The 20,625-nt window shown below is 66.5% G+C and carries 15 protein-coding genes and 1 riboswitch; of the genes, 9 read left to right on the top strand and 6 right to left on the bottom strand.

Going from position 1 to position 20,625, the window contains the following annotated elements; translation table 11 throughout:
* Window positions 1-260 precede the first annotated feature (260 nt).
* The 3 genes from ABIC35_RS08345 to ABIC35_RS08335 all read left to right on the top strand — a co-directional run bounded on the left by ABIC35_RS08345 (window position 261) and on the right by ABIC35_RS08335 (window position 6,479).
* A complete protein-coding gene (locus ABIC35_RS08345; protein WP_121075326.1) occupies window positions 261-2,564 on the top strand; it encodes a TonB-dependent receptor in 2,304 nt (767 codons plus the stop codon).
* 253 nt (window positions 2,565-2,817) lie between these two features.
* Window positions 2,818-5,109: a TonB-dependent receptor gene (locus ABIC35_RS08340; RefSeq protein WP_121075329.1), complete on the top strand. Its 2,292-nt coding sequence runs from the start codon at window positions 2,818-2,820 to the stop codon at window positions 5,107-5,109.
* A gap of 59 nt (window positions 5,110-5,168) precedes the next feature.
* Window positions 5,169-6,479 carry an alpha/beta hydrolase family protein gene (locus ABIC35_RS08335; RefSeq protein WP_121075332.1) on the top strand — a complete coding sequence of 437 codons (1,311 nt, stop codon included), beginning with the start codon at window positions 5,169-5,171 and terminating at the stop codon, window positions 6,477-6,479.
* Between the two features lie 6 nt (window positions 6,480-6,485).
* Here the strand turns inward: ABIC35_RS08335 and ABIC35_RS08330 are convergent, their stop codons facing one another.
* Together ABIC35_RS08330 and ABIC35_RS08325 are read right to left on the bottom strand one after the other, a co-directional pair.
* Window positions 6,486-7,871, bottom strand: coding sequence for an L-serine ammonia-lyase (locus ABIC35_RS08330; protein WP_121075335.1), 1,386 nt, complete (start codon window positions 7,869-7,871; stop codon window positions 6,486-6,488).
* 102 nt (window positions 7,872-7,973) lie between these two features.
* A riboswitch (glycine riboswitch) is annotated at window positions 7,974-8,064 on the bottom strand.
* Window positions 8,065-8,091: 27 nt separating this feature from the next.
* Entirely contained in the window at window positions 8,092-8,769 is a 678-nt protein-coding gene (locus tag ABIC35_RS08325) for an HAD-IA family hydrolase (RefSeq protein ID WP_121075338.1), read from the bottom strand.
* A gap of 84 nt (window positions 8,770-8,853) precedes the next feature.
* Here ABIC35_RS08325 and glmU point away from each other — a divergent pair, with 84 nt between their 5' ends.
* Together glmU and ABIC35_RS08315 are read left to right on the top strand one after the other, a co-directional pair.
* Complete coding sequence (gene glmU / locus ABIC35_RS08320; RefSeq protein WP_121075341.1) at window positions 8,854-10,206, top strand: bifunctional UDP-N-acetylglucosamine diphosphorylase/glucosamine-1-phosphate N-acetyltransferase GlmU; 1,353 nt, start codon at window positions 8,854-8,856, stop codon at window positions 10,204-10,206.
* The gene (locus tag ABIC35_RS08315; protein WP_121075344.1) at window positions 10,203-10,514 is read left to right on the top strand and encodes a hypothetical protein; all 312 of its coding nucleotides are present in this window, start codon (window positions 10,203-10,205) and stop codon (window positions 10,512-10,514) included. Before glmU ends, ABIC35_RS08315 begins: the two co-directional genes overlap by 4 nt.
* Window positions 10,515-10,530: 16 nt before the next feature.
* On the opposite strand, the gene ABIC35_RS08310 is transcribed toward ABIC35_RS08315, so the two are convergent.
* Window positions 10,531-11,283, bottom strand: coding sequence for a hypothetical protein (locus tag ABIC35_RS08310; RefSeq protein WP_183049338.1), 753 nt, complete (start codon window positions 11,281-11,283; stop codon window positions 10,531-10,533).
* 164 nt (window positions 11,284-11,447) lie between these two features.
* On the opposite strand from ABIC35_RS08310, the gene glmS reads away from it, so the two are divergent.
* The 3 genes from glmS (at window position 11,448) to ABIC35_RS08295 (ending at window position 16,879) form a co-directional block, all read left to right on the top strand.
* Window positions 11,448-13,271, top strand: coding sequence for a glutamine--fructose-6-phosphate transaminase (isomerizing) (gene glmS, locus ABIC35_RS08305; protein ID WP_121075347.1), 1,824 nt, complete (start codon window positions 11,448-11,450; stop codon window positions 13,269-13,271).
* 292 nt (window positions 13,272-13,563) lie between these two features.
* Complete coding sequence (locus ABIC35_RS08300; protein ID WP_121075350.1) at window positions 13,564-14,880, top strand: SIR2 family protein; 1,317 nt, start codon at window positions 13,564-13,566, stop codon at window positions 14,878-14,880.
* On the top strand, window positions 14,870-16,879 hold the full coding sequence (locus tag ABIC35_RS08295) for an ATP-binding protein (RefSeq protein WP_121075353.1): 2,010 nt from the start codon (window positions 14,870-14,872) through the stop codon (window positions 16,877-16,879). Before ABIC35_RS08300 ends, ABIC35_RS08295 begins: the two co-directional genes overlap by 11 nt.
* 42 nt (window positions 16,880-16,921) lie before the next feature.
* On the opposite strand, the gene ABIC35_RS08290 is transcribed toward ABIC35_RS08295, so the two are convergent.
* Together ABIC35_RS08290 and ABIC35_RS08285 are read right to left on the bottom strand one after the other, a co-directional pair.
* On the bottom strand, window positions 16,922-18,328 hold the full coding sequence (locus ABIC35_RS08290; RefSeq protein ID WP_121075356.1) for a CBASS cGAMP synthase: 1,407 nt from the start codon (window positions 18,326-18,328) through the stop codon (window positions 16,922-16,924).
* Between the two features lie 6 nt (window positions 18,329-18,334).
* On the bottom strand, window positions 18,335-19,321 hold the full coding sequence (locus ABIC35_RS08285; RefSeq protein ID WP_121079222.1) for a CBASS cGAMP-activated phospholipase: 987 nt from the start codon (window positions 19,319-19,321) through the stop codon (window positions 18,335-18,337).
* A gap of 567 nt (window positions 19,322-19,888) precedes the next feature.
* Here ABIC35_RS08285 and ABIC35_RS08280 point away from each other — a divergent pair.
* Window positions 19,889-20,098, top strand: a complete 210-nt coding sequence (locus tag ABIC35_RS08280) for a hypothetical protein (RefSeq protein ID WP_121075362.1) — start codon at window positions 19,889-19,891, stop codon at window positions 20,096-20,098.
* A 38-nt stretch (window positions 20,099-20,136) separates the two neighbouring features.
* Here ABIC35_RS08280 and ABIC35_RS08275 read toward each other — a convergent pair whose 3' ends face one another.
* On the bottom strand, window positions 20,137-20,577 hold the full coding sequence (locus tag ABIC35_RS08275) for a DUF411 domain-containing protein (protein ID WP_121075365.1): 441 nt from the start codon (window positions 20,575-20,577) through the stop codon (window positions 20,137-20,139).
* Window positions 20,578-20,625 lie beyond the last annotated feature (48 nt).

Here is a 20,625-nt window from a genome sequence, read left to right as displayed (position 1 = left end):
AATAGATCAAGACGGTGAAGAAAAGGGCGGGGGGAAACCTCCGCCCTTTTTCGTATAACAAAATGCAAACGTTTGCCTGACTGTGGCTCCTGCGTTACACTTTGCTCCCGTTATTGGCAAAGGTTGGCGATAATTCTCAAGCAAATTTGGGAATTCTCCCGCCGGTCCTACAATTGTCAGGACAGGGCGACCGGTGGCCAGAGAGTATACCGGCGTTGGGAGAGGAGGGATGAGGTTCACCTTCCAAAGGGGCATGATTAATGAGGGGTTACCAGTTTCCGCTGTGCACGCTTGCGCTCGCCGCATCGTTCATCGGCAGCGCCGCGCACGCGAACGTGGCGGAAGAGCATCGCGATCCGGCGGCCGCGCCGGCCCAGGCCGCGGCGCCGTCCAAGGATGACGGCGAGATCATCGTCACCACGACCGCGCAGAAGCGCTTCGAGAACATCCAGAACGTTCCGCTCGCGGTGCAGGTCGTCACCCCCGCCCAGCTCGAGGCGCAGGGCGTCCGACACTTCCAGGATCTCGGCAAGGTCGCGCCGTCGCTGGTGATCCGCACGGCCGAGAACCCGGTCAATTCCAACGTCTCGCTGCGCGGCGTCGGCACCTATGCCTTCGGCATCGGCGTCGAATCCTCGGTCGCGGTAACCGTCGACGGCGTGCCGCTCGCCTTCCAGGCGCGTGCCTTCACCGATCTGCCCGACGTGGCGATGATCGAGGTGCTGCGCGGTCCGCAGAGCACGCTGTATGGCAAGGCAGCGTCGGCCGGCCTGATCAAGATCATGACGACGCAGCCGACCAACGACTTCCACGTCAAGGCCAACCTCACCGCCACCGACGACCGCGAATATGGCGGCAATTTCAGCGTCACCGGCCCGATCAGCGATACGCTCGGCTATGTCTTCTCGGCCAGCTATTCGAACTGGGGCGGCAATGTCCGCAACGTCATCGATGGCAAGGACGTCAATGGCCGCGAGACGCTGAGCACCCGCGGCAAGCTCAAGTGGAAGGCGACCCCCGATGTCGTCTTCACGCTTTCGGGCAACTATCTGAACGGCAACAGCACCGTGGGACGTCCGTTCATCCACGCCGATCCGAACGGGCTGCTGAGCTACCAGGCCGGCCTTACCCCGTCCGTTATCCTGCCAGGCATTACGATCGACCCGCTGAATCAGAAGGTCGCCAACAATGATCGTGCCGGTACCAAATATTGGGGCTGGGGCACGATGCTCCGCACCGATATCAACATCGGCAAGATGAACGTGCTTGGCCTGACCTCGTACGACAAGTTCCGAATGGACGACTATATCGATCATGACGACAGCGCTGCGCCGGGTCCCTTCGGCCGCAACACCCAGGTGGGCGCGTTCAAGTCGAAGCTGTTCACCCAGGAAATCCGCCTGCTATCGCCGGGGACGGACGCGTTCCGTTACGCATTGGGCGTCTACTACGCGAATGTGAACTTCCAGCGCCCGTTCCGCCGCGGACCGGCCTTCTCGCAGGCCGACTGGTTCGCGACTTCGGGTTCGCGCCAGATCGCGGCCTTCGGCCAGATCGACTGGGAGTTCGTCAAGAACCTCACCGCCACCGTGGGCGGCCGCGCGCAGAACGAGCGGGTGAAGTACACCTTCCTCGACAAGAATCTGAAGGTCCCTACCAGCTGGGACGGCCATGCCAGCGACAATGCCACCACTTATCGCCTGGGTCTGCAATACCAGGCGACCCGCGACATCATGTTCTTCGGTAGCTACGCCACCGGCTACAAGGGCCAGACCTATGATCTGACCACCGGCTTCAATCAGGGGCGTGCCGACGCCGGGCCGATCCGTCCGGAAACGTCGAAGGACAAGGAACTGGGTATCCGCACGCAGTTTTTCGGGCGGCGCATGACGTTCAATGTCACCTATTTCGACACGGACTATACGGACCTGCAGGCGCAGTCGATCGAAACGATCAACGGCACCAGCAACTATCGCCTGACCAACGTCGGTGGACTCAACACCAAGGGGCTCGAGTTCGAGAGCGCGGCGCGCATCACCCGCGATCTGACGATCAGCGGCGCGGCGACCTATCTCGACGCGACCTACACTTCGTACCCCACGGCACGCTGCTACCCGCTGCAGACCCAGGCGCAGGGGTGTAACCCTGGCAAGCCGGCATACCAGAACCTCACGGGCACGCGCGCAGCGCAGGCACCGGAATGGAAAGCGAACGCCACGATCGAATATACGCCTGCGCTGACCGACAAGCTGAACGGCGTGGTCCAGGGCAGCTGGCAGTATCAGTCGAGCGTCTATTATGTGGCGCACGATCCCGAGACGTTCCAGCCCGCCTTCAGCATCTTCAACGTGAGCGCCGGCATCCGCGACCACAAGCGCCGCTGGGAAGCGACGCTGTTCGTCAACAATCTGTTCGACAAGCAGTATTTCCAGTCGCTGGTGAACACGGCGTCGAACTTCAACATTCTGCCGGTGAAGGACTCGCCCAACACGCTGGCGACCCAGTCGTTGCTGCCGCGCGATTTCCGCCGCTATGCGGGCATCCGTTTTGGCCTTAACTACTGAACCCTTCGCTCAGCGGAGGAGATACCCGGGGAGGGGCGGAGGCGATGCTTCCGCCCCTTTTTCGTGCGCGCTGCGCACGCTCGCAACATTCGGAAACAGGTGAGACCGAAAACATTTGGGGTCATTTTACGGTCTAGCCAAAACACTTATCCTATAATTCTCACAAAATCAGCGTCGGCGCGCGGACACGCGCAGCCGGCCGTTCCAGCTTGGGAGAGGCAAACGATAGCATCACGCAAGGGGTTCAAGTTTCATGAGGGGTTTCCCATTCTCGGCACGCGCCGCTGCGCTCGCCGCCACGTTCCTCGCCGGCAGCGCCTATGCCGCAACGCCCGAGGACGCTGACAAGGGTGCGGGGGCGCCCGCCCAGGCCGGGCCGACCGCCGGCCAGGATGACGGCGAGATCATCGTCACCACCACCGCGCAGAAGCGCTTCGAGAACATCCAGAACGTCCCCCTCGCGGTGCAGGTGGTAACGCCCGCCGATCTCGAGGCGCAGGGCGTCCGCCACTTCCAGGATCTCGGCAAGGTGTCGCCCTCGCTGGTGATCCGCCCGTCGGAAAATCCGGTCAACGCCAACGTCTCGCTGCGCGGCATCGGCACCTTCGCCTACGCGATCGGCGTCGAGTCCTCGGTCGCGGTGACCGTCGACGGCGTGCCGCTCGCCTTCCAGGCCCGCGCCTTCTCCGACCTGCCCGACGTCGCCATGATCGAAGTGCTGCGCGGGCCGCAGAGCACGCTGTACGGCAAGGCCGCCTCGGCCGGCCTGATCAAGATCATGACCACCCAGCCGACCAAGGACTTCCATGTGAAGGCCAATGTGCTGGCGACCGATGACCGCGAATATAGCGGCAATTTCAGCGTCACCGGCCCGATCAACGACAATCTCGGCTATGTCGTCTCGGCGAGCTATTCGAACTGGGACGGCAACGTCTTCAACACGTTCAACGACAAGCGCGTCAACGGTCGCGAGACGCTGAACACCCGCGCCAAGCTGAAGTGGAAGGCGACGCCGGACGTCACCTTCACGCTCTCCGGCAACTATGTCGACGGCAAGACCGATTTCGGCCGCCCGTTTATCCGCATGACGCCCGGTGTGACGCTGCTCAACCGCCCGGGCCTGACCACCGATGTGGTGCTGCCGGGGATCACGATCGACCCGCAGAACCAGAAGATCGCCAACAATGATCGCGCAGGCACCAAGTTCGCCGGCGGCGGCGGCATCCTGCGCACCGACATCAATATCGGCAAGATGCAGGTGCTGGGCCTGACCTCGTACGACAAGTTCCACATGGACGACTATCTCGACCAGGACGACACCGTCGCCCCGGGCGCGATCGGCCGCAACATCCAGGACGGCCGCTTCCAGTCGCGCCTGTTCACCCAGGAAATCCGCCTGCTGTCGCCGGGCGAGGACGCGTTCCGCTATGCCCTCGGCGTCTATTATGCCGATGCGGCGTTCCAGCGCCGCTTCTATCGCGGCCCGGCGACTTCGGTGCGCGACTGGTTCGCCACCTCGGGCTCGCGGCAGATTGCCGCGTTCGGCCAGATCGACTGGGAATTCGTCAAGCACCTGACCGCCACCGTCGGCGGTCGTGCGCAGAACGAGCGGGTGGAATACACCTTCAACGACAAGCTGCTCGCAACCAACTATGGTGGGCATGCGAGCGACAACGCCACCACCTACCGGCTGGGGCTGAACTGGCAGGCAACCCGCGATATCCTGGCGTTCGGCAGCTATGCCACCGGCTATAAGGGCCAGACCTACGACATCAGCAGCGGGTTCGACCGCAACCGCGCCGCTGCCGGCCCGATCCGCCCGGAAACCTCGAAGGATTGGGAGTTCGGCCTTCGCACCCAGTTCTTCGACCGCCACCTGACCTTCAACGTCACCTACTTCAACACCGAGTACACCGATCTGCAGGCGCAGACGATCGAGCCGCTGGCCGACGGCACGTCCAACTTCCGCCTCACCAATGTCGGCAAGATGAAGACCCAGGGGCTTGAGTTCGAGGCGGCAGCGCGCGTGATGCGCGACCTGACGATCAACGGCGGCCTGACCTATCTCGATGCCAAGTACACCTCCTGGCCGGCGGCGACCTGCTATACCCAGCAGACGGCGGCGACGGGCTGCATCACCCAGGGGATTTTGCGATATCAGAACCTGAGCGGCACTCGTGCAGTGCAGGCTCCGGAGTGGAAGGGCTCGATGTCCTTCGACTATACCCCGGCGATCACCGACAAGCTGAACGGTGTGCTGGTCGGCAGCTGGCAGTATCAGACGAGCGTCTATTATTCGGCGCGCGATCCGGAGACCTTCCAGCCCGCCTTCAGCATCTTCAACCTGAGCGTCGGCGTGCGCGAGCATAGCCGCCGTTGGGAAGCGACGCTGTTCGTCAACAACCTGTTCGACAAGCAGTATTTCCCGGCGCTGGTGAACTCGGGTGGCAATTTCGGCCCCGCGGGCGTCACCATCGCCACCCAGTCGGTCCTGCCGCGCGATTTCCGTCGCTATGCAGGCCTGCGCTTCGGTGTAAATTACTGATGCAGACACGGGAGGGCGGGGGCGATGCCTCCGCCCTCGCCATCAGGAGAGGGGACCGGATGATCGGCAAAATCGGAATCGCGGCTGCAGCATGCGCAGCCGCGATTTTTGCGTTTGAGAGCCAGGCGCAGCAGGCGCCGGCTCGGCCCAGCGTTGACGCGCCGGAACTGGCCGCGCTCGGCAACTACGGCATCGGCGTCGCCGATCTGGAATTGGTCCAGCCCGGCCGCGCCGATCCGCTCCAGGGCACAGACAAGCCGGCGATCGTCGATCGGCACATTCCCATCAAGGTCTGGTATCCGGCCTCCGCGAAGGGGGCAGGCACCCGCTATCGCACCGCGCTGCCGGGCGAGAAGGGCAGCGACGTGCCGTTCGAGGTGCCGGGCCTCGCCACGCCCGGCGCGGCGGCCGCCAAGGGGCGCTTTCCGCTGGTGATCCTCGCCCATGGCTATAGCAACACGCCCGAGGTGCTGTCGTGGCTCGGCGAGAATTTGGCGAGCAAGGGCTATGTCGTGGTCGCGCCTGCGTTCCGCGATCCGCCGATTACCATCCGTACCCCGGCCGCGCGTGCCGGACCGCTGACCAGCCGCCCGCTCGACCTCGCCTTCGTCGCCGCGGAAGCGCAGCGGCGGGCGAAGGCTGGGCGGGGGGCGTTCGCCGCCGCCGACCCCGCGCGCACCGCGCTGATCGGGTATTCGATGGGCGGCTATGGCGTGCTCACCGCGGCCGGAGCGCCGCTCGATCCCGCGGTTGGGTCGGCGACGCGCGGCGTGCTGGCCCCCTATGTGGCGGGGGCGGAGAAGGCGGGGAGCCTCAAGGTCGCCGATCTCAAGGCCGTGGTGGCGATCTCGCCGGCGAGCAATCTCTACGGCACCCCGCTCTGGGCGGCGCCCGGCGTTGCCGCGATCCGCGCGCCGACGCTGTTCATCGTCGGCAGCCAGGACCATGTCGTCGGCTATGATCCCGGCGTGCGCACGCTGTTCGACCAGGAGGTCCATGCGCCCCGCTACCTGCTCACCTTCCGCGAGGCGGCGCACAGCATCGCGCTGATCGGCGCGCCGCCCGCCATGCGCGAGAGCTTCTGGGACCTGGACTGGTTCGAGGATGCCGTCTGGCGCAAGGACCGGCTGATGGCGGTGCAGGCGCACTTCATCACGGCGTTTCTCGACCGCTATGTGAAGGGCGAGGAGGCGAAGGCGTCGTACATCGACGGGCTGGTGCCGAACTCAAACGACGGGAAGTGGGTAGGCGCGCCCGGCGGCCGCTATGCCGGGTTCAGCCCCGGCGCACCGGCCTCGACGATCTGGAAGGGCTTCCAGCCCAGCCGCGTCTCGGGAATGAACTTCGAGTTCAAGCCCACCCAGCCCTAAGCTGGGTCAGCACTCGACGACGTTGACCGCTAAGCCGCCGAGGCTCGTCTCCTTGTACTTGGAGCGCATGTCGAGGCCGGTCTGGCGCATCGTCTCGATCACTGCATCGAGCGAGACCTTGTGGGTGCCGTCGCCGTGGAGCGCGAGCATGGCAGCGTTGATCGCCTTCACCGCGCCCATCGTGTTGCGCTCGATGCAGGGGATCTGCACCAGCCCGCCGATCGGATCGCAGGTGAGGCCGAGATTATGCTCCATGCCGATCTCGGCGGCGTTCTCGATCTGGGCGTTGCTGCCGCCCAGCGCGGCGGCAAGGCCCGCCGCCGCCATCGAGCAGGCGACGCCCACTTCGCCCTGGCAGCCCATCTCGGCCGCCGAGATCGACGCCTGGCGCTTATAAAGGATGCCGATTGCCGCGGCGGTGAGCAGCAGGCGGCGCGCGCCGACCTTGGTCGCGTTGCCGACGAAGCATTCGTAATAGCGCAGCACCGCCGGGATCACGCCCGCCGCGCCGTTGGTCGGCGCGGTGACGACGCGGCCGCCCGCTGCATTCTCCTCGTTCACCGCCAGCGCCCAGAGGCTCACCCATTCGAGCACCGAGGCGGGCTCGACGCGGGGACCGCGCGCCATCAGCTTCTGGTGCAGCTTGCGCGCGCGGCGGGGGACTTCCAGCCCGCCCGGCAGGATGCCGTCCTGCGCCATGCCGCGATCCATGCAGGCGTTCATCGCATCGTGGATGCCGTCAACGAACGCCAGCGTCGCCGCATCGTCGCGCCAGCCGCGCTCGTTGGCGAGCATCAGCCCGGCGATGTCGAGCCCGAGCTCGTCGCAGCGCTCCAGCATCTCGCGGGCGCTGGCGAAGGGGTGGTTGGTGCCGGCGGAGAGGCCGGCCGCCGCTTCCTCCCCCTCGCGCCGGATCGCGCCGCCGCCGACCGAATAATAGGTCCGCTCCAGCACCGCCCCGTCGACCAGCGTGGCGCGCAGCTTCATGCCGTTGGGGTGGCCGGGGAGGAACTGGCGCTTGCGGAATTTGATATCGGCCTCGGGATCGAACCCCACCGATGCGGTGCCGCCAAGCGGGATGCGACGCTCGGCGGCGATCTGTGCCAGCATCGGCTCGACCGCATCCGGGTCGACGCCGTCGGGCCGCTCGCCCGCAAGGCCCAGGATCACCGCGCGATCGGTTGCATGGCCCCGCCCGGTGAGCGCCAGCGAGCCGAATAGCTCGCAGCACAGCTTGGTGACCGCGCGGCCATCCGCGACGACCCAGGCCGCGAAGTCGCGCGCGGCGCGCATCGGCCCCACGGTATGCGAGCTCGACGGCCCGATGCCGATGGTGAACACGTCGGTGATGCTGATCGGCCCTGCATTCGGCCCGACGCCTTTGGTCGCCACGGAACCCGTCTCCTGAAACACTCGGTTGCGGGCCCCTTCTGTCCATTTGCCTGAGATCGCTATCCCGTCGGCGGGCGCGCGCGGCGCCACTCTCCAGAATGTGGTGGTCGGAAGGTCCTTTTGCCTGAGAGTTTCCGGGGCGGTTGCTCCTTCGGCGATCCGGTTTCCCGGATTCTCTCCCTTTCCGACAGCTTGTGTTTCGCTTTGAGGCCTTGCGCTGTCAAACGTTGATTGGGCGAAGGGCTTCCAGTGCGGGCAACAGTTCGGCGAAGGAATCGATCACCGCCTCGGCGCCGAGCGTGGCCACCGGCACCTGCGAGAAGCCGAAGCTGCAGGCGATCACGGGCACGCCCGCCGCTTGCGCTGCCTGCACGTCATAGACGGAGTCGCCGACGAACGCCGCCGGACCGCCGCACCGCCGGAGCATCTCCAAGATCGGCGCCGGGGAGGGCTTGGCAGTGCCGGGGCCGAGCGTGTCGCCGCCGATCACCGTGGCGAAGCGGCGGAGCAGGCCGGTCGCTTCCAGCAGTGGCAAAGTGAGGGCCTCGAGCTTGTTGGTCACCACCGCCAGCGTGATGCCCTGCGCGGCCAGCGCATCGAGCGCATCGACCACGCCGGGATAGGGGCGGCTATGCTCGGCATTGTGCGCGGCATAGGTGTCGACGAAGCGGGGATAGAGCCGCGCCACCACCGCTGCATCGCCGCCGCCGGTTGCCGCTACCGCCTGCTCCAGCAGTTTGTGCACGCCGCGGCCGACCATGGACAGGACGTGGTCGAGCGGCAGCGTTGGCCGGCCGTCCTCGGTCAAGACGCGGTTGAGCGTCGCGGCAAGGTCGCCGCTGGTGTCGAGCAGGGTGCCGTCGAGATCGAAGCCGATGGTGCGGAAGGGCAGGGGCATGGGGCGCGCATGGCAGCATCGCTATGGAAAAGCCATGTCCACCGTGGCAGGGGTTGCACCCCATATCGACCGGAGACTGGCCACGTGACTGCACCCATCGCCGCGATCATCCTCGCCGCCGGCAAGGGCACGCGGATGAAATCCGATACCCACAAGGTGCTCCATCCGATCGCCGGGCGGCCGATGCTGCTCCACCTGATCGACAGCGTGAAGGCGCTCGGCGCCGCGCGCGAGGTGGTGGTGGTCGGCGCCGGGCGCGAGCAGGTCGAGGCCGCGGTGACGCCGCTGGGCGCGGAGACCGCGCACCAGGCCGAGCAGCTCGGCACCGGCCACGCCGTGCTTCAGGCCAAGGATGCGCTGGCGGGCTTCGAGGGCGACGTGCTGATCCTCTATGGCGACGTGCCCCTGGTCACCACCGCGACGATGCGGCGGATGGTCGAGCGGCTGCATGGGGACGACGCGCCCGCAGTCGTCGTGCTAGGCTTCCGCCCGGCCGATCCGGGTGCGTATGGCCGGCTGATCGTCGAGGGCGGCGATCGCCTGTCGAAGATCGTCGAATACAAGGATGCGAGCGCGGAGGAACGCGCCGTCACCCTGTGCAATTCGGGGCTGATGGCGGTGCGCGGCGCCGATCTGTTCGCGCTGCTCGAGCGCGTGACCAACGATAATGCGGCGGGCGAATATTACCTGACGGACATTGTCGAGCTGGCAAACGGCGACGGCCGGGTTGCGGCGGTGATCGAGACCGCCGCGGTGGAAGTCGCCGGCGTCAACAGCCGCGGCGAGCTGGCAGCGCTGGAGGCCGAGTGGCAGCAGGCCCGCCGTGCCCGCGCGATGGTCGAAGGCGCGACGCTGATCGCCCCCGAGACGGTGTGGTTCGCCCACGACACCCAGATCGGCCGCGACGTGACGATCGAGCCGAACGTGGTGTTCGGCCCCGGCGTCACCGTGGCGGACGGCGTGGTGCTGCGCGCGTTCAGCCATATCGAAGGCGCGACCATCGCCAGCGGCGCGACCGTCGGCCCCTATGCGCGGCTGCGGCCCGGCGCGGTGCTGGAGGCGGATTCCCATGTCGGCAATTTCGTCGAGCTGAAGAATGCCGTGCTGGGCAAGGGCGCCAAGGCCAACCATCTCACTTATCTGGGCGATGCCAGCATCGGCGCGGGCGCGAATATCGGCGCCGGCACGATCACCTGCAATTACAACGGCTTCCTCAAGCAGAAGACGGTGATCGGCGAAGGTGCGTTCATCGGATCGAATAGCGCGCTGGTGGCGCCGGTGGCGATCGGCGACGGCGCGATCATCGGCGCCGGATCGGTGATCACGCGCGACGTCGAGGCCGATGCGCTGGCCGTTACCCGGCCGGAAACATTGACGAAGCGGGGCTGGGCCACGACCTTCCGTACGATAATGAAGGCACGAAAGGCCGCCAAATGACCGACCGCTACACCGACAAGCCCTTCCTCAAGCTGCTCGACGCCTATGTGCTCGATGCGATCGGCCATCTCGACGAAAAGAGCGATGCCCAGCTGACCGCCGCCGAACCCGCGCTGCGCGAGGCGTTCGGCGGCGAGAGCGACTGGCGCGGCATCGTGGTGCAGCGGATGCAGTTCCCGGAAGGGATCGCCGGCGCGATCCGCGAGGTGTGGGAAAAGGGTGCCGTCCGCTTCCGCGAAGAGCAGGGCCACGAGCCCGACCCGTCCGAATTCACGCGGATCTTCAACGACACCAACTTCCCGCACTGACGCGTTGCGCCCGCCCCTATTTGGAGGGGGCGGGGCGCAGCTGCGCGGAATCGATGTGCCAGCGCAGCTGCGAGTCCGACGCGCCGTCCACGCCATTGACCCGCCGCACGACATAGCTGCCGGTGAAGCGCTGCGCGGTGCCGTCGTCCAGCGTTGCGGCCACCGTAACCGGCACCGTCTGATAGACCGATCCTGCCGCGCCTTCGCTGGGCCCTAGCGCGCCGATCGTCACCTTGGTCGCGCGGGTGTGGGCAAAGCCCTTCTCGAACGCCGCGAGGGTTTGGCCGGGCCGGCCGTCGTCGCCCCATTGGGTCCAGGCGGTGCCGAAATCGCGGGCGTCGATCGCCGCGTAGTAGCGGCGCACGACGTCCGCCGCCGCCTGGCTGCTCTTGGGATCCACCACACAGCCTGACATCGGCTGGCCGTCGCCGTCGAACAGCGCGCAGCTGCGGGCGATCTCGTCCTCGATCATCGCACAGCTGTTGGCGGCATTGCACGGCGGGTGCGTCGCCGGAGAGACGTTGCGGCAGAGTTTCACCCGCTGCGCCGCTGCTGCCTTGCCGATCTCCGCGTCGCAGCTTCGTGGTTCCAGCGCTGCAAGCGCGGACGAAGGGCTGGACTTGGGGGAAAGCGGGGCGGTCGGATCCTTGCGCATCGGCGCCTTGCTGACCTGCGTCGTGCCGTTGGACGGCGCGGGGGCAGGGTCGGTGGTGCCGCACGCGCCAAGGGGCAGCAGGAACGCGAGCAGCACAGCGTTTCGACGAAGCATCGGATCGACCTCTTTCTTCCAGCGGCGGGCGCTGTGTTTTCGGACAAGGCGAAACGCCGCGCCAGCCCCCAGGGAGGCAGACGGCCGTTCAGCTCATCGCAACCAAAGCGTGGCTAGGCGCGGCCGCCCACCCGCGCTAGGGCTGGGGCAGGAGGACGGATGCCATGTGCGGAATCGTTGGAATCGTGGGCAAGGAAGACGTCGCAGAGCGTCTGTTCGAGGGTCTCAAGCGCCTGGAATATCGCGGCTATGATTCGGCCGGCATCGCCACGGACGTAGAAGGGAAGATCGAGCGCCGCCGCGCCTCGGGCAAGCTGGTCAATCTCGGCAAGGAACTCGCCGCCAATCCGCTGCCCGGCACCACCGGCATCGCCCATACCCGCTGGGCGACGCATGGCGGTCCGACCACCAACAATGCCCACCCGCACGCCACCGGCGAAGTGGCGCTGGTCCACAACGGCATCATCGAGAACTTCAAGACGCTGCGCGAGGAGCTGATCGCCCGCGGCCGTACCTTCACCAGCGAGACGGACACCGAAGTCGTCGCGCATCTGGTGAGCGAGAAGGTCGAGGCCGGCATGGCCCCGGCCGAGGCGGTGCGCGAGGTGCTGCCGCGCCTCCACGGGGCCTTCGCGCTCGCCATCCTGTTCCGCCAGCATCCCGATCTGCTGATCGGCGCGCGGCTCGGCTCGCCGTTGGTCGTCGGCTATGGCGAGGGCGAGACCTATCTCGGCTCGGACGCGCTGGCGCTGGCACCGCTCACCCAGCGCATCGCCTATCTGGAAGAGGGCGACTGGGTCGTCATCACCAAGGATGGTGCGGAGATCTTCGACAAGGACAACAATCCCGTCGAGCGGCCGATCACTATTTCCGGCGTCACCGGCGAGCTGATCTCCAAGGGCAACCATCGGCATTACATGCTGAAGGAGATCTACGAGCAGCCGATCGTCGTCGCGCAGACGCTGCGCTCCTACCTCCAGCGCATGGAGGAGAAGATCACGCTGCCGATCCCCGAGTTCGATCTCTCGGCGATTCGGCGCGTCACCATCGTCGCCTGCGGCACCAGCTATTACGCCGGCATGGTGGCGAAATACTGGTTCGAGCAGTTCGCCCGCGTGCCGGTGGACATCGATGTCGCCTCCGAATTCCGCTACCGCGCGCCGGTGATGGAAGAGGGCGGGCTGATGATCGTGATCAGCCAGTCGGGCGAGACGGCGGACACGCTCGCCGCGCTCCGCCATGCGCGCAGCGAGGGACAGAAGATCGCCGCCGTCGTCAACGTGCCGACCAGCTCGATGGCACGCGAGGCGGACCTGCTGCTGCCGACCCATGCCGGGCCCGAGATCGGCGTCGCCTCGACCAAGGCGTTCACCTGCCAGCTGGCGGTGCTCGCGGCGCTGGCGGCCAATCTCGCGATTGCCAAGGGCAAGCTGGACGAGGCCGAGGAGCGCCGCATCGTGCGTCACCTCGCCGAAGCGCCGGCCTCGCTCAACGCGGCGCTTGCCTATGACGAATCGATCCAGGCAATGGCCGGCGTGATCGCCGCAGCGCGCGACGTGCTGTATCTGGGCCGTGGCACCGATTATCCGCTGGCGCTGGAAGGCGCGCTGAAGCTCAAGGAAATCAGCTACATCCATGCCGAAGGCTATGCCGCCGGCGAGATGAAGCACGGCCCGATCGCGCTGATCGACGATGCCGTGCCGGTGATCGTGATTGCGCCTTCGGGCCCGCTGTTCGACAAGACTGTCAGCAACATGCAGGAAGTGCAGGCGCGCGGCGGCAAGGTGGTGCTGATCTCGGACTATGACGGCATCCAGGCGGCGGGCGACGGCTGCATTGCCACCATCACCATGCCGAAGGTCCACCCGCTGATCGCGCCGCTCGTCTATGCGGTGCCGGTGCAGCTGCTGGCGTACCATGTCGCCGTGGCCAAGGGCACCGACGTCGACCAGCCGCGCAACCTGGCCAAGTCCGTCACCGTCGAGTGACGTGTCGGCGTCGCCGGGGTTCACTGTAAAACTACAATAAAGTTTTCCCCTTCCCAATAAAGTTCTCCCACCGACAATAGATTTCTCCTGTGGCGTGCCGGCCGGTTCGTCCCGATGATCAGGGTTGCCCTGATCATCGAACCGCATTGCGGCACACCGCCCAATTCGGAGCCGACTGTCGGCACGGCTTGCGGATGATGCGCTACACTCGCACAAAGGTTTGCACGGGTGCCGATGGCGGACGGCATGTGGAGAAGAGTCGCGTCGGCGGAGGGGGCGGGTTTTGAGCGAGATGGGCGATGGGGCGGATCAGGGTATAGTTGGCGCGACTGCATCGAGTGTGTCGCAGTATTTTACCTTCGTCAGGTCTGGCGACCACGCGACCCAGCGGCTCGACTGGGACAAGGGTCCGGAACAGGTGCGCAAGGCGCTGGGCGAGGCGCTCGGCGCGCGCAACGTCGCCTTCCTGCTCGGTGCGGGCTGCTCGTCGATGGTGAAGGACGGCACCGAGCGCGGCATCGCCACGATGGCGCCGCTGGCGGCGGAGTTCTGCGGTGCGGCCGGCGCCGCCGCGGGCGGCCCCGCCTGGGCGCTTGACGCATCCGACCTGTCATGTCTGGCGGGGCACGGCCTCACCCTGGCTGGCGACTACACCCGCAACCTGGAACGGCTGATGGAGACGCTGCACGCGCTCCGATTCGTGCTGTCGCGGAGCGACGACGCCGGGGACGTGGACGAGGTCGCGGCGATCGAGGGCATGATCGCCAAGGTGCAGGCGTTCCTGTGGGAGCGGTGCACGGCCGGGGCGTTCGCCAACGGGGACGACCAGGTGCTCGGCCTCTACGAATCCTTCTACCGCCGCCTGGTGCTGCGCGACCGCTCGCTGCCCCGGCCCTGGATCTTCACGACGAACTACGACCTGTTCAGCGAACGGGCGATGGACCGTCTGGGGCTGCCATACGCGAACGGGTTCTCAGGCGTCGTCGAGCGTCGCTTCAATCCGGCGACGTTCAGATACGCGCTCGCCGAGCAGCTCGACATCTCGAACCGCAAGTGGTCGGCGGTCGACGGATTCGTGTACCTGTGCAAGCTGCACGGCTCGATCAGCTGGACGGAGGACGACCACGGGCTCTTCCCGATCCGCGAGACCTGGCCGCAGACCGGGCCGTCGAAGGTCATGATCTTTCCGACGCCGGCGAAGCAGAACTCGAGCCTAGGCTCACCGTATTCCGACCTGTTCCGCGAGTTCCAGTCTCGCATCGTGCGCGAGCAGAGCGTGCTGATCACCATGGGCTACGCCTTCGGCGACGAGCACCTGAACAACATCATATACCAGGCGCTGACCATCCCGACCTTCAGGCTCATCGTGTTCGCCGATCCTGGTTCGGACGGCGACATCGCCAAGCTGCGTGCGCTGGCCGATCCGCGCATCTGGATCATCGGCGGGTCGGGCCCGCCCGGCGGCGCGCCGGCCCATTACTTCAGCACCATCGTCGAGCACCTGCTGCCGAGGCGGCCGTCGGACCGCATCGACGACGCGGTGAAGCTGGTGCTCCAGACCATGGCCGCCAGCTCGGCCGCCGCCGCGGTGCCGACCGATGACGACTGACGATAGGCGCCGCGCCATCGGCTCGGTGGTCGCGGTCGCGGCCGACAGGTTCGTCATCGAGATGCATGGCGGCACGGACAGCTTCACCGTGGTCGGGTTCGACGACGTGCACTACGTCGCCCGGCTGGGCTCGTTCGTCATGATTCCGGCCCAGGCGGAATACGTCGTGGCGGAGATCGTGGGGCTGCGCGAGCGCGACGCCGGTGCGGGTGGCGAGATGGACAAGGCCGGCTCGGCCAAGTTCCTCGACGTCGTGCCCGTGGGCATGCTGCCCGTGGAGGGCGGAAGGTTCCGCTTCGGCGTCTCCATTTTCCCCTCCCTCTACGCTGATGCCCTTTACGCGCTGGACAAGGAACTAGACCGCATTTTCGACACGAGCCCGGCGTCGGAAAGGTCGTCGGGTCCAGATGGCGGCAACTGCGTGCCGGCTGAGGCGACCCGGCTGCGCATCTTGGAGATCGGGCAGTCGGTCGTATTCGAGGATTACCGGGTCAAGGTGCGCATCGACGAGTTCTTCGGCGGCCATGCGGCCGTGCTGGGCAACACCGGAAGTGGCAAGTCGTGCACCGTCGCGTCGATCCTGCAGGAGCTGTTCGACAAGCCCGACGAGCACCATGCCAGGGGCGCGACCTTCGTCGCGCTCGACGTCAACGGGGAATACCACCAGGCGTTCGGCAGGCTGGCCGCGGCGGGCGTGATCGGCGTGGATCGGCTGGTGCTCGACGGCACGGCCGCTGCCGACCGGTTCCGAATTCCGCACTGGTTCCTGGACCTTTCGGAATGGGAACTGCTGCTCCAGGCGAGCGAGCGCACGCAGGTGCCTATCCTGCGCATGGCGCTCGGCCTGGCAACGCTGTTCGGGGGCGCGGCCGACCAGCAGCTCAACGGCATCCGCAACCACATCCTCGCCAAGTGCATCACCCAGATCCTGTCCGACGAGAGCCCGCCCGGCGCCAAGGAGACGCGGATCCTTGGCATTCTCCAGCGTTTCAGGACCGCCGAGATCAACTCGGGCACGATCGGCGCGATGGTGCACACGCACTTCGGCAAGATGGACCATATCGAAGACGCATTCGAATACCTGGTCGGTGCGGATGGCGACGGCGGCTTCGTCATCGAAAAATTCAAGCTGCCCGACTATTCGAACAGCCCGTTTGAGTTTTCGACATTGGGTGACGCTATCGACCTGGCGCTGCTCTACGAGGAGGCGCACGGCAACCGCCAGATCCGGGACCATTGCTCACAGATGGTAACTCGCTTCAAGGCCCTGCTGGAGCGTGAGGATTACGCCTTCATGCGCCACCCGACGGCGGGCGCGACGGGGGACACCGGCCCGTTTCTCGCCCGGCTGCTGGGCCTCGGCGTCCAGAACGGCTGCCATGTGAAGAACTCGCAGGTCGTGATCATCGACATGAACGCGGTCGAGGACGAGGTCGTCGAGCTCGTCAGCGCGGTGGTCGCGCGCATGGTCTTCAGGCTGCTGCGGCGCGCCGAGCCCCGCAGCCGCTTTCCAGTCCACCTCCTGCTCGAAGAGGCGCACCGCTACATCTCGTCCACGCCGTCCCGCTATGCGTTGGACGCCGGCCGGGTGTTCGAGCGGATCGCGAAGGAGGGCCGCAAGTATGGCCTCTTCCTACTGGTGGCGTCGCAACGGCCGAGCGAGCTGTCGAAGACCGTGCTGTCGCAATGCTCGAACTTCGTCGTCCACCGCATCCAGAACCCCGACGACCTGTCGCAGATCAGGCAGATGTCGCCGTCCATATCCGACGGCGTGCTGCGCCGGCTGCCGACGCTGCCCAAGCAGCACGCCCTCGTGTTCGGCAACTCGGTCAACCTGCCGACGACGTTCAAGGTCCGGAGCGCCGATCCCCTGCCGGCGAGCGACGACGCGAAGATCGTCGACCTGTGGTTCCACGAGGCCGGACGCAAGGCGGGCATCACCTTCTCGGCCGCGCCCGCCGACCTGATCGACGAGGAAGAGGACGATCCGCCGTTCTGACCGCCCGTCTTTTCCTCTCAACCAAGGACCACCTCGCTAAGCCTAGCGGCGCCTGAAGACGCGCTTCATGGGCTTGTTCCTCGGCGGCATAACGCCGCCCCGCACGTTGATCTCGACCCGGCGGCGGCCGATGATGCGGCCCCATTGGTAGACCGTTACATCCATCGCGTGGTTGCCGTTGTAGGCGGAGTGCTCGTCGGCCGCGAGTTCCGCCCCGGCGAAGTGCCCGATGTCGTTCTTGCTCCAGGCGTCGTGCCCGCGGTTGCGGACGGTCCAGCGAACCGAAGCGCCGGCCGGCAGCTCGTCGGCGTTGATCAGCTCGAAGTGGATCGAGCAGTTCTTCACGATCGTAGCGATGGAGTTCACGCCGTCGCGGACGTAGCTGGCGTTGTCCTTCGAGACGGCCCGGATGTAGATCCGGGGGTCAAAGGTGTAGGCGACCAGCGCCGTGCCCTTGGCGACGGTCGCCTGGCTGCGTTCGCCCTCATTCTCGCCATCGACGTCCTCGGGCATGGGGAAGAAGTGCTCGAAGGCCTCGGTCCATATCTCGGCGGCGCTCTCCTCGCTGGTGGCGGCGTTGGCGCGTCGCGCGGTGTCCTCGAACTCGCGCAGCCGAGCGACGAGATCATCGCTGGCTTCGGACGTAAGCCTGTTGAGGTTTTCCCCGGTGTCAGCCGGATTGAAAACCGCGGCATCCTCATCCAGCCGGTCGGCGACGGCGGTGATCGTCTTGTCCAGCACGTCGTCATCGTCGACCAGGTCCGATCGGGCGAGTTCGCTAAAGGCCTCGGCGGCCAGGACGGTGAGCATGATCGACGACGGGCGCGCGGCCTCGTCCTCGATCTTCAGCGCCGCCCACATCTTGAAGTAGCAGACGAGACGCCGCAGTTGAGCGCGGTCCCGCGCATCCTCGTGCAGGCCCTTGAACCAAGTGTAGATCGCCTTGGGATCGCTGTCCTCCCATCCGCGCGTCTCGGTCGCCAGCGCGCGCCGGTCGGCGCCGCGGTCCAGATGATAGCAGGGCACGTCGATGTGGAAGTCCGGCTTGAAGGCGATGCGGCAGCACCGCTCTTTCGGGTCCGCAACGCCAGATGCGTCGTTCTCGTCATCGTCGGCATAGTCCAGCAGCGCGTTCTGCACGAGTTCCTTGAACCCCTCGGGCTCATAGTCGCCGTCGTCGTCGTCGCCCGCCCATTCGAAGTAGAGGCCGAGGTCGATGTCGAACTCGGCGCCGGATTCCCACGGGCGGATCTGGGTGTCGAACTTGTAAGAGCCCTGGAGCCAGGTGCTCATCGTGTAGCCCGTGTCGTCCTTGAGCCGCGACTTCAGGAAGTCGGCCAGGTCGTTCCAACGCGCCTGCTGTGTCGCGAACTGGTCGCTGGACGGCGTGATGCGCGCGTAGAGCGTCTGGTCGGACTTGGAATGGAACAGGCGTGCGGCGCGGGACATGGGGCCTCAGATGCTCGCGTTGACGAAGGTGAATGGCGGCGCCTCGTGCGCGAGGAACGCGCGCAGCCGTTCATCCGCGGACACCTCGGCGAACGAGGCGCGCGCGATCGACTGCAGGTTGGCGACCGCGCCTGGCGTGGCCACGTCGAGCGCCAGCTCGCTGCGCTGCTCGTCGGCCTGACGCCGGTCGATGCGCATGTACCGGTCGGCGAGGACGTGCTTCATCATGTCATTGATCAACGCTTGCTGCGACCCGATCATTACGTCGGTGAGCCGCTGGTTTCTCGTCCATCCCCAGACCCCCATGTCCGGGTCGAGCGAGCTGGACACGGCGAAGTCGGTGGTGGTCGTCCCGACGCTGAGCACGTGAATGTCCTCACGCCGAGCGCCTAGGAACATCTCGGCCTCGTGCGTCGCGATCATGTCGGGCGAGTTCGCGAACATGCCGCCGTCGGCGAAGAGCTCGTCGCCGATCCGGTGCGCTGGGAAGTATGTGGGCGCGGCGGAGGTGGCGAGCGCCACGTCGGCCACCTTCAGACGCCAGTCCAGCACGAAGCGCGGATGATGCCCCGTCTTGAACACCTTGGGACCGCCCTTCGTCAGGTTCACTGACGGGATCACCACGGGCCGGGTCAGGTCCGACATGCGGGTGTCCTTGCCGACGATCTGCTCGACCGTGTCGCGCAGCGGAGCGGCGCCGTAGAGCGGCTTGGGCACGCTGCGGGCGAAGCGGAGCAGCGAGGCGGTCTTCGTCTTCGGCGCGGCGCGGGGGAAGATTCGCGGTCCATGTTCGATGAAGGCGTCGCGGATGTGGCTGGCCGGGCGCCCCGCAGCGAGCCCGAGCGCGATGATGCCCCCGATCGAGGTGCCCGCGATCAGGTCGAAGCACTGGTTGAGCGGCTTTCCCGACCGCTCCTCGAGTTCCGCCAGCACGGCGGCGGTGTAGAGCCCGAGGAACCCACCTCCGGAAAGCGACAGGATCTGAAAGGCCACGCACACCCCCTCTGTCGAACATAGCGCGAACAGGCCTGGATGCAACGACGATCGCAAGTTGCGATGGCGGGTGACCGCCCCCGACGTCGCGTCTGGCTCGGGCTCGTTCGTCGCCGCGTATGACAGCCAGGGCGTTGTTCGATTGTCTGGGGATCTGCTACGTTGAGACGATGTTCGGGCCGCGTGCACTTCACCGCCTATTCGCCATGTCCCTCATCTGCCTGATGATGGTCGTGCGGGCGGGCCCTGCGTGCGCGGGGATCGCGATGCCGACCGCCGTCGCTGCCATGCCCACGGCCGGCTCGGAAGCGGACTGCCATGAGCGCACGGGCGGGCGGGCGCCGGACGGGCACGAGGGCTCCTCGAAGGGCGAGACGGCTTGCGGGGTGGCCTGTGCGGCCTTGCCGGCAGAACTTGTGCGCGAGCCGCGTCAGCCTGCCGTCGCGGCGGTGACCGCGGCGCACCTGCAGCGCATCGCCGCAGGATTAAAACTGGCCCCAACACCACCTCCGCCCCGCACGTGAGCCGATGATTCGAGCACACGAACAAGAGGTTAGAGGAATACATATGAAGACGATCAAGATCATCGGCGCCGCGCTGGCGCTCACCATCTCGGGCGCTGCCGCTGCAGCCACCGCCGACTGCTGCAAGGACATGGCCTGCTGCAAGGAAGGCGCGGACTGCTGCAAGGACGGCAAGCAGTCGGACTGCTGTCACGGCATGAAGAAGGGCGGCGACCACGCCGGCCACGACATGTCGGGCAAGCCCGCGAAGTGACGTGACGGAGAGGAGCGCGCCCGGCGCGCTCCTCTTTCTCAGTGCCGTGCGAAGACGCGGCGCCCGCCGGGACCGAATGCGACCACGACGTAGGGCTGCGCCTTCACGCCTGGCATTTCCATGCCGGGCGAACCCATCGGCATCCCGACCACCGCGAGGCCGCTCACGCCCTTCGGGCGTGTTGCGAGCGCGCGCTTCATGTCGGCGACGGGCACATGCCCCTCGAACGTCATGCCGTCGATGACGGCGGTGTGGCACGATGCGAGATCCGCCGGGACGCCGCGCGCCTTCATGAATGCCGGACGCGCGGCGTCGTCGACGACCTTCGCGGCCCGACCGAACTGCGCCTTCACCTGCTGCACCCACTTCTCGCAGCACGGGCAGCCCGGGTCGCGGTGCATGAGGACGGGATCGGCCGCGATGGCGGCCACGGGGATCGCACATGCGAGCGCGGCGGAGACCAGGTGCGGTAGCTTCATGTCGGACTCCAAGGTTGCACCCCGCGGTCCTTGGGATCGCGGGGGACG

This window comes from Sphingomonas trueperi (assembly GCF_040545965.1).
Taxonomy (GTDB): Bacteria; Pseudomonadota; Alphaproteobacteria; order Sphingomonadales; family Sphingomonadaceae; genus Sphingomonas; species Sphingomonas trueperi_C.
The sequence above is the reverse complement of the archived record's forward strand: the minus strand, read 5'-3'. Positions and strand labels throughout refer to the sequence as shown.

Bases quoted from the DNA above. Each gene is read 5' to 3' on its own strand.
- ABIC35_RS08345 (WP_121075326.1), top strand. From the start codon at position 261: ATGAGGGGTTACCAGTTTCCGCTGTGCACGCTTGCGCTCGCCGCATCG.
- ABIC35_RS08340 (WP_121075329.1), top strand. From the start codon at position 2,818: ATGAGGGGTTTCCCATTCTCGGCACGCGCCGCTGCGCTCGCCGCCACG.
- ABIC35_RS08335 (WP_121075332.1), top strand. From the start codon at position 5,169: ATGATCGGCAAAATCGGAATCGCGGCTGCAGCATGCGCAGCCGCGATT.
- ABIC35_RS08325 (WP_121075338.1), bottom strand. From the start codon at position 8,769: ATGCCCCTGCCCTTCCGCACCATCGGCTTCGATCTCGACGGCACCCTG.
- ABIC35_RS08315 (WP_121075344.1), top strand. From the start codon at position 10,203: ATGACCGACCGCTACACCGACAAGCCCTTCCTCAAGCTGCTCGACGCC.
- ABIC35_RS08310 (WP_183049338.1), bottom strand. From the start codon at position 11,283: ATGCTTCGTCGAAACGCTGTGCTGCTCGCGTTCCTGCTGCCCCTTGGC.
- glmS (WP_121075347.1), top strand. From the start codon at position 11,448: ATGTGCGGAATCGTTGGAATCGTGGGCAAGGAAGACGTCGCAGAGCGT.
- ABIC35_RS08300 (WP_121075350.1), top strand. From the start codon at position 13,564: ATGGGCGATGGGGCGGATCAGGGTATAGTTGGCGCGACTGCATCGAGT.
- ABIC35_RS08295 (WP_121075353.1), top strand. From the start codon at position 14,870: ATGACGACTGACGATAGGCGCCGCGCCATCGGCTCGGTGGTCGCGGTC.
- ABIC35_RS08290 (WP_121075356.1), bottom strand. From the start codon at position 18,328: ATGTCCCGCGCCGCACGCCTGTTCCATTCCAAGTCCGACCAGACGCTC.
- ABIC35_RS08280 (WP_121075362.1), top strand. From the start codon at position 19,889: ATGAAGACGATCAAGATCATCGGCGCCGCGCTGGCGCTCACCATCTCG.
- ABIC35_RS08275 (WP_121075365.1), bottom strand. From the start codon at position 20,577: ATGAAGCTACCGCACCTGGTCTCCGCCGCGCTCGCATGTGCGATCCCC.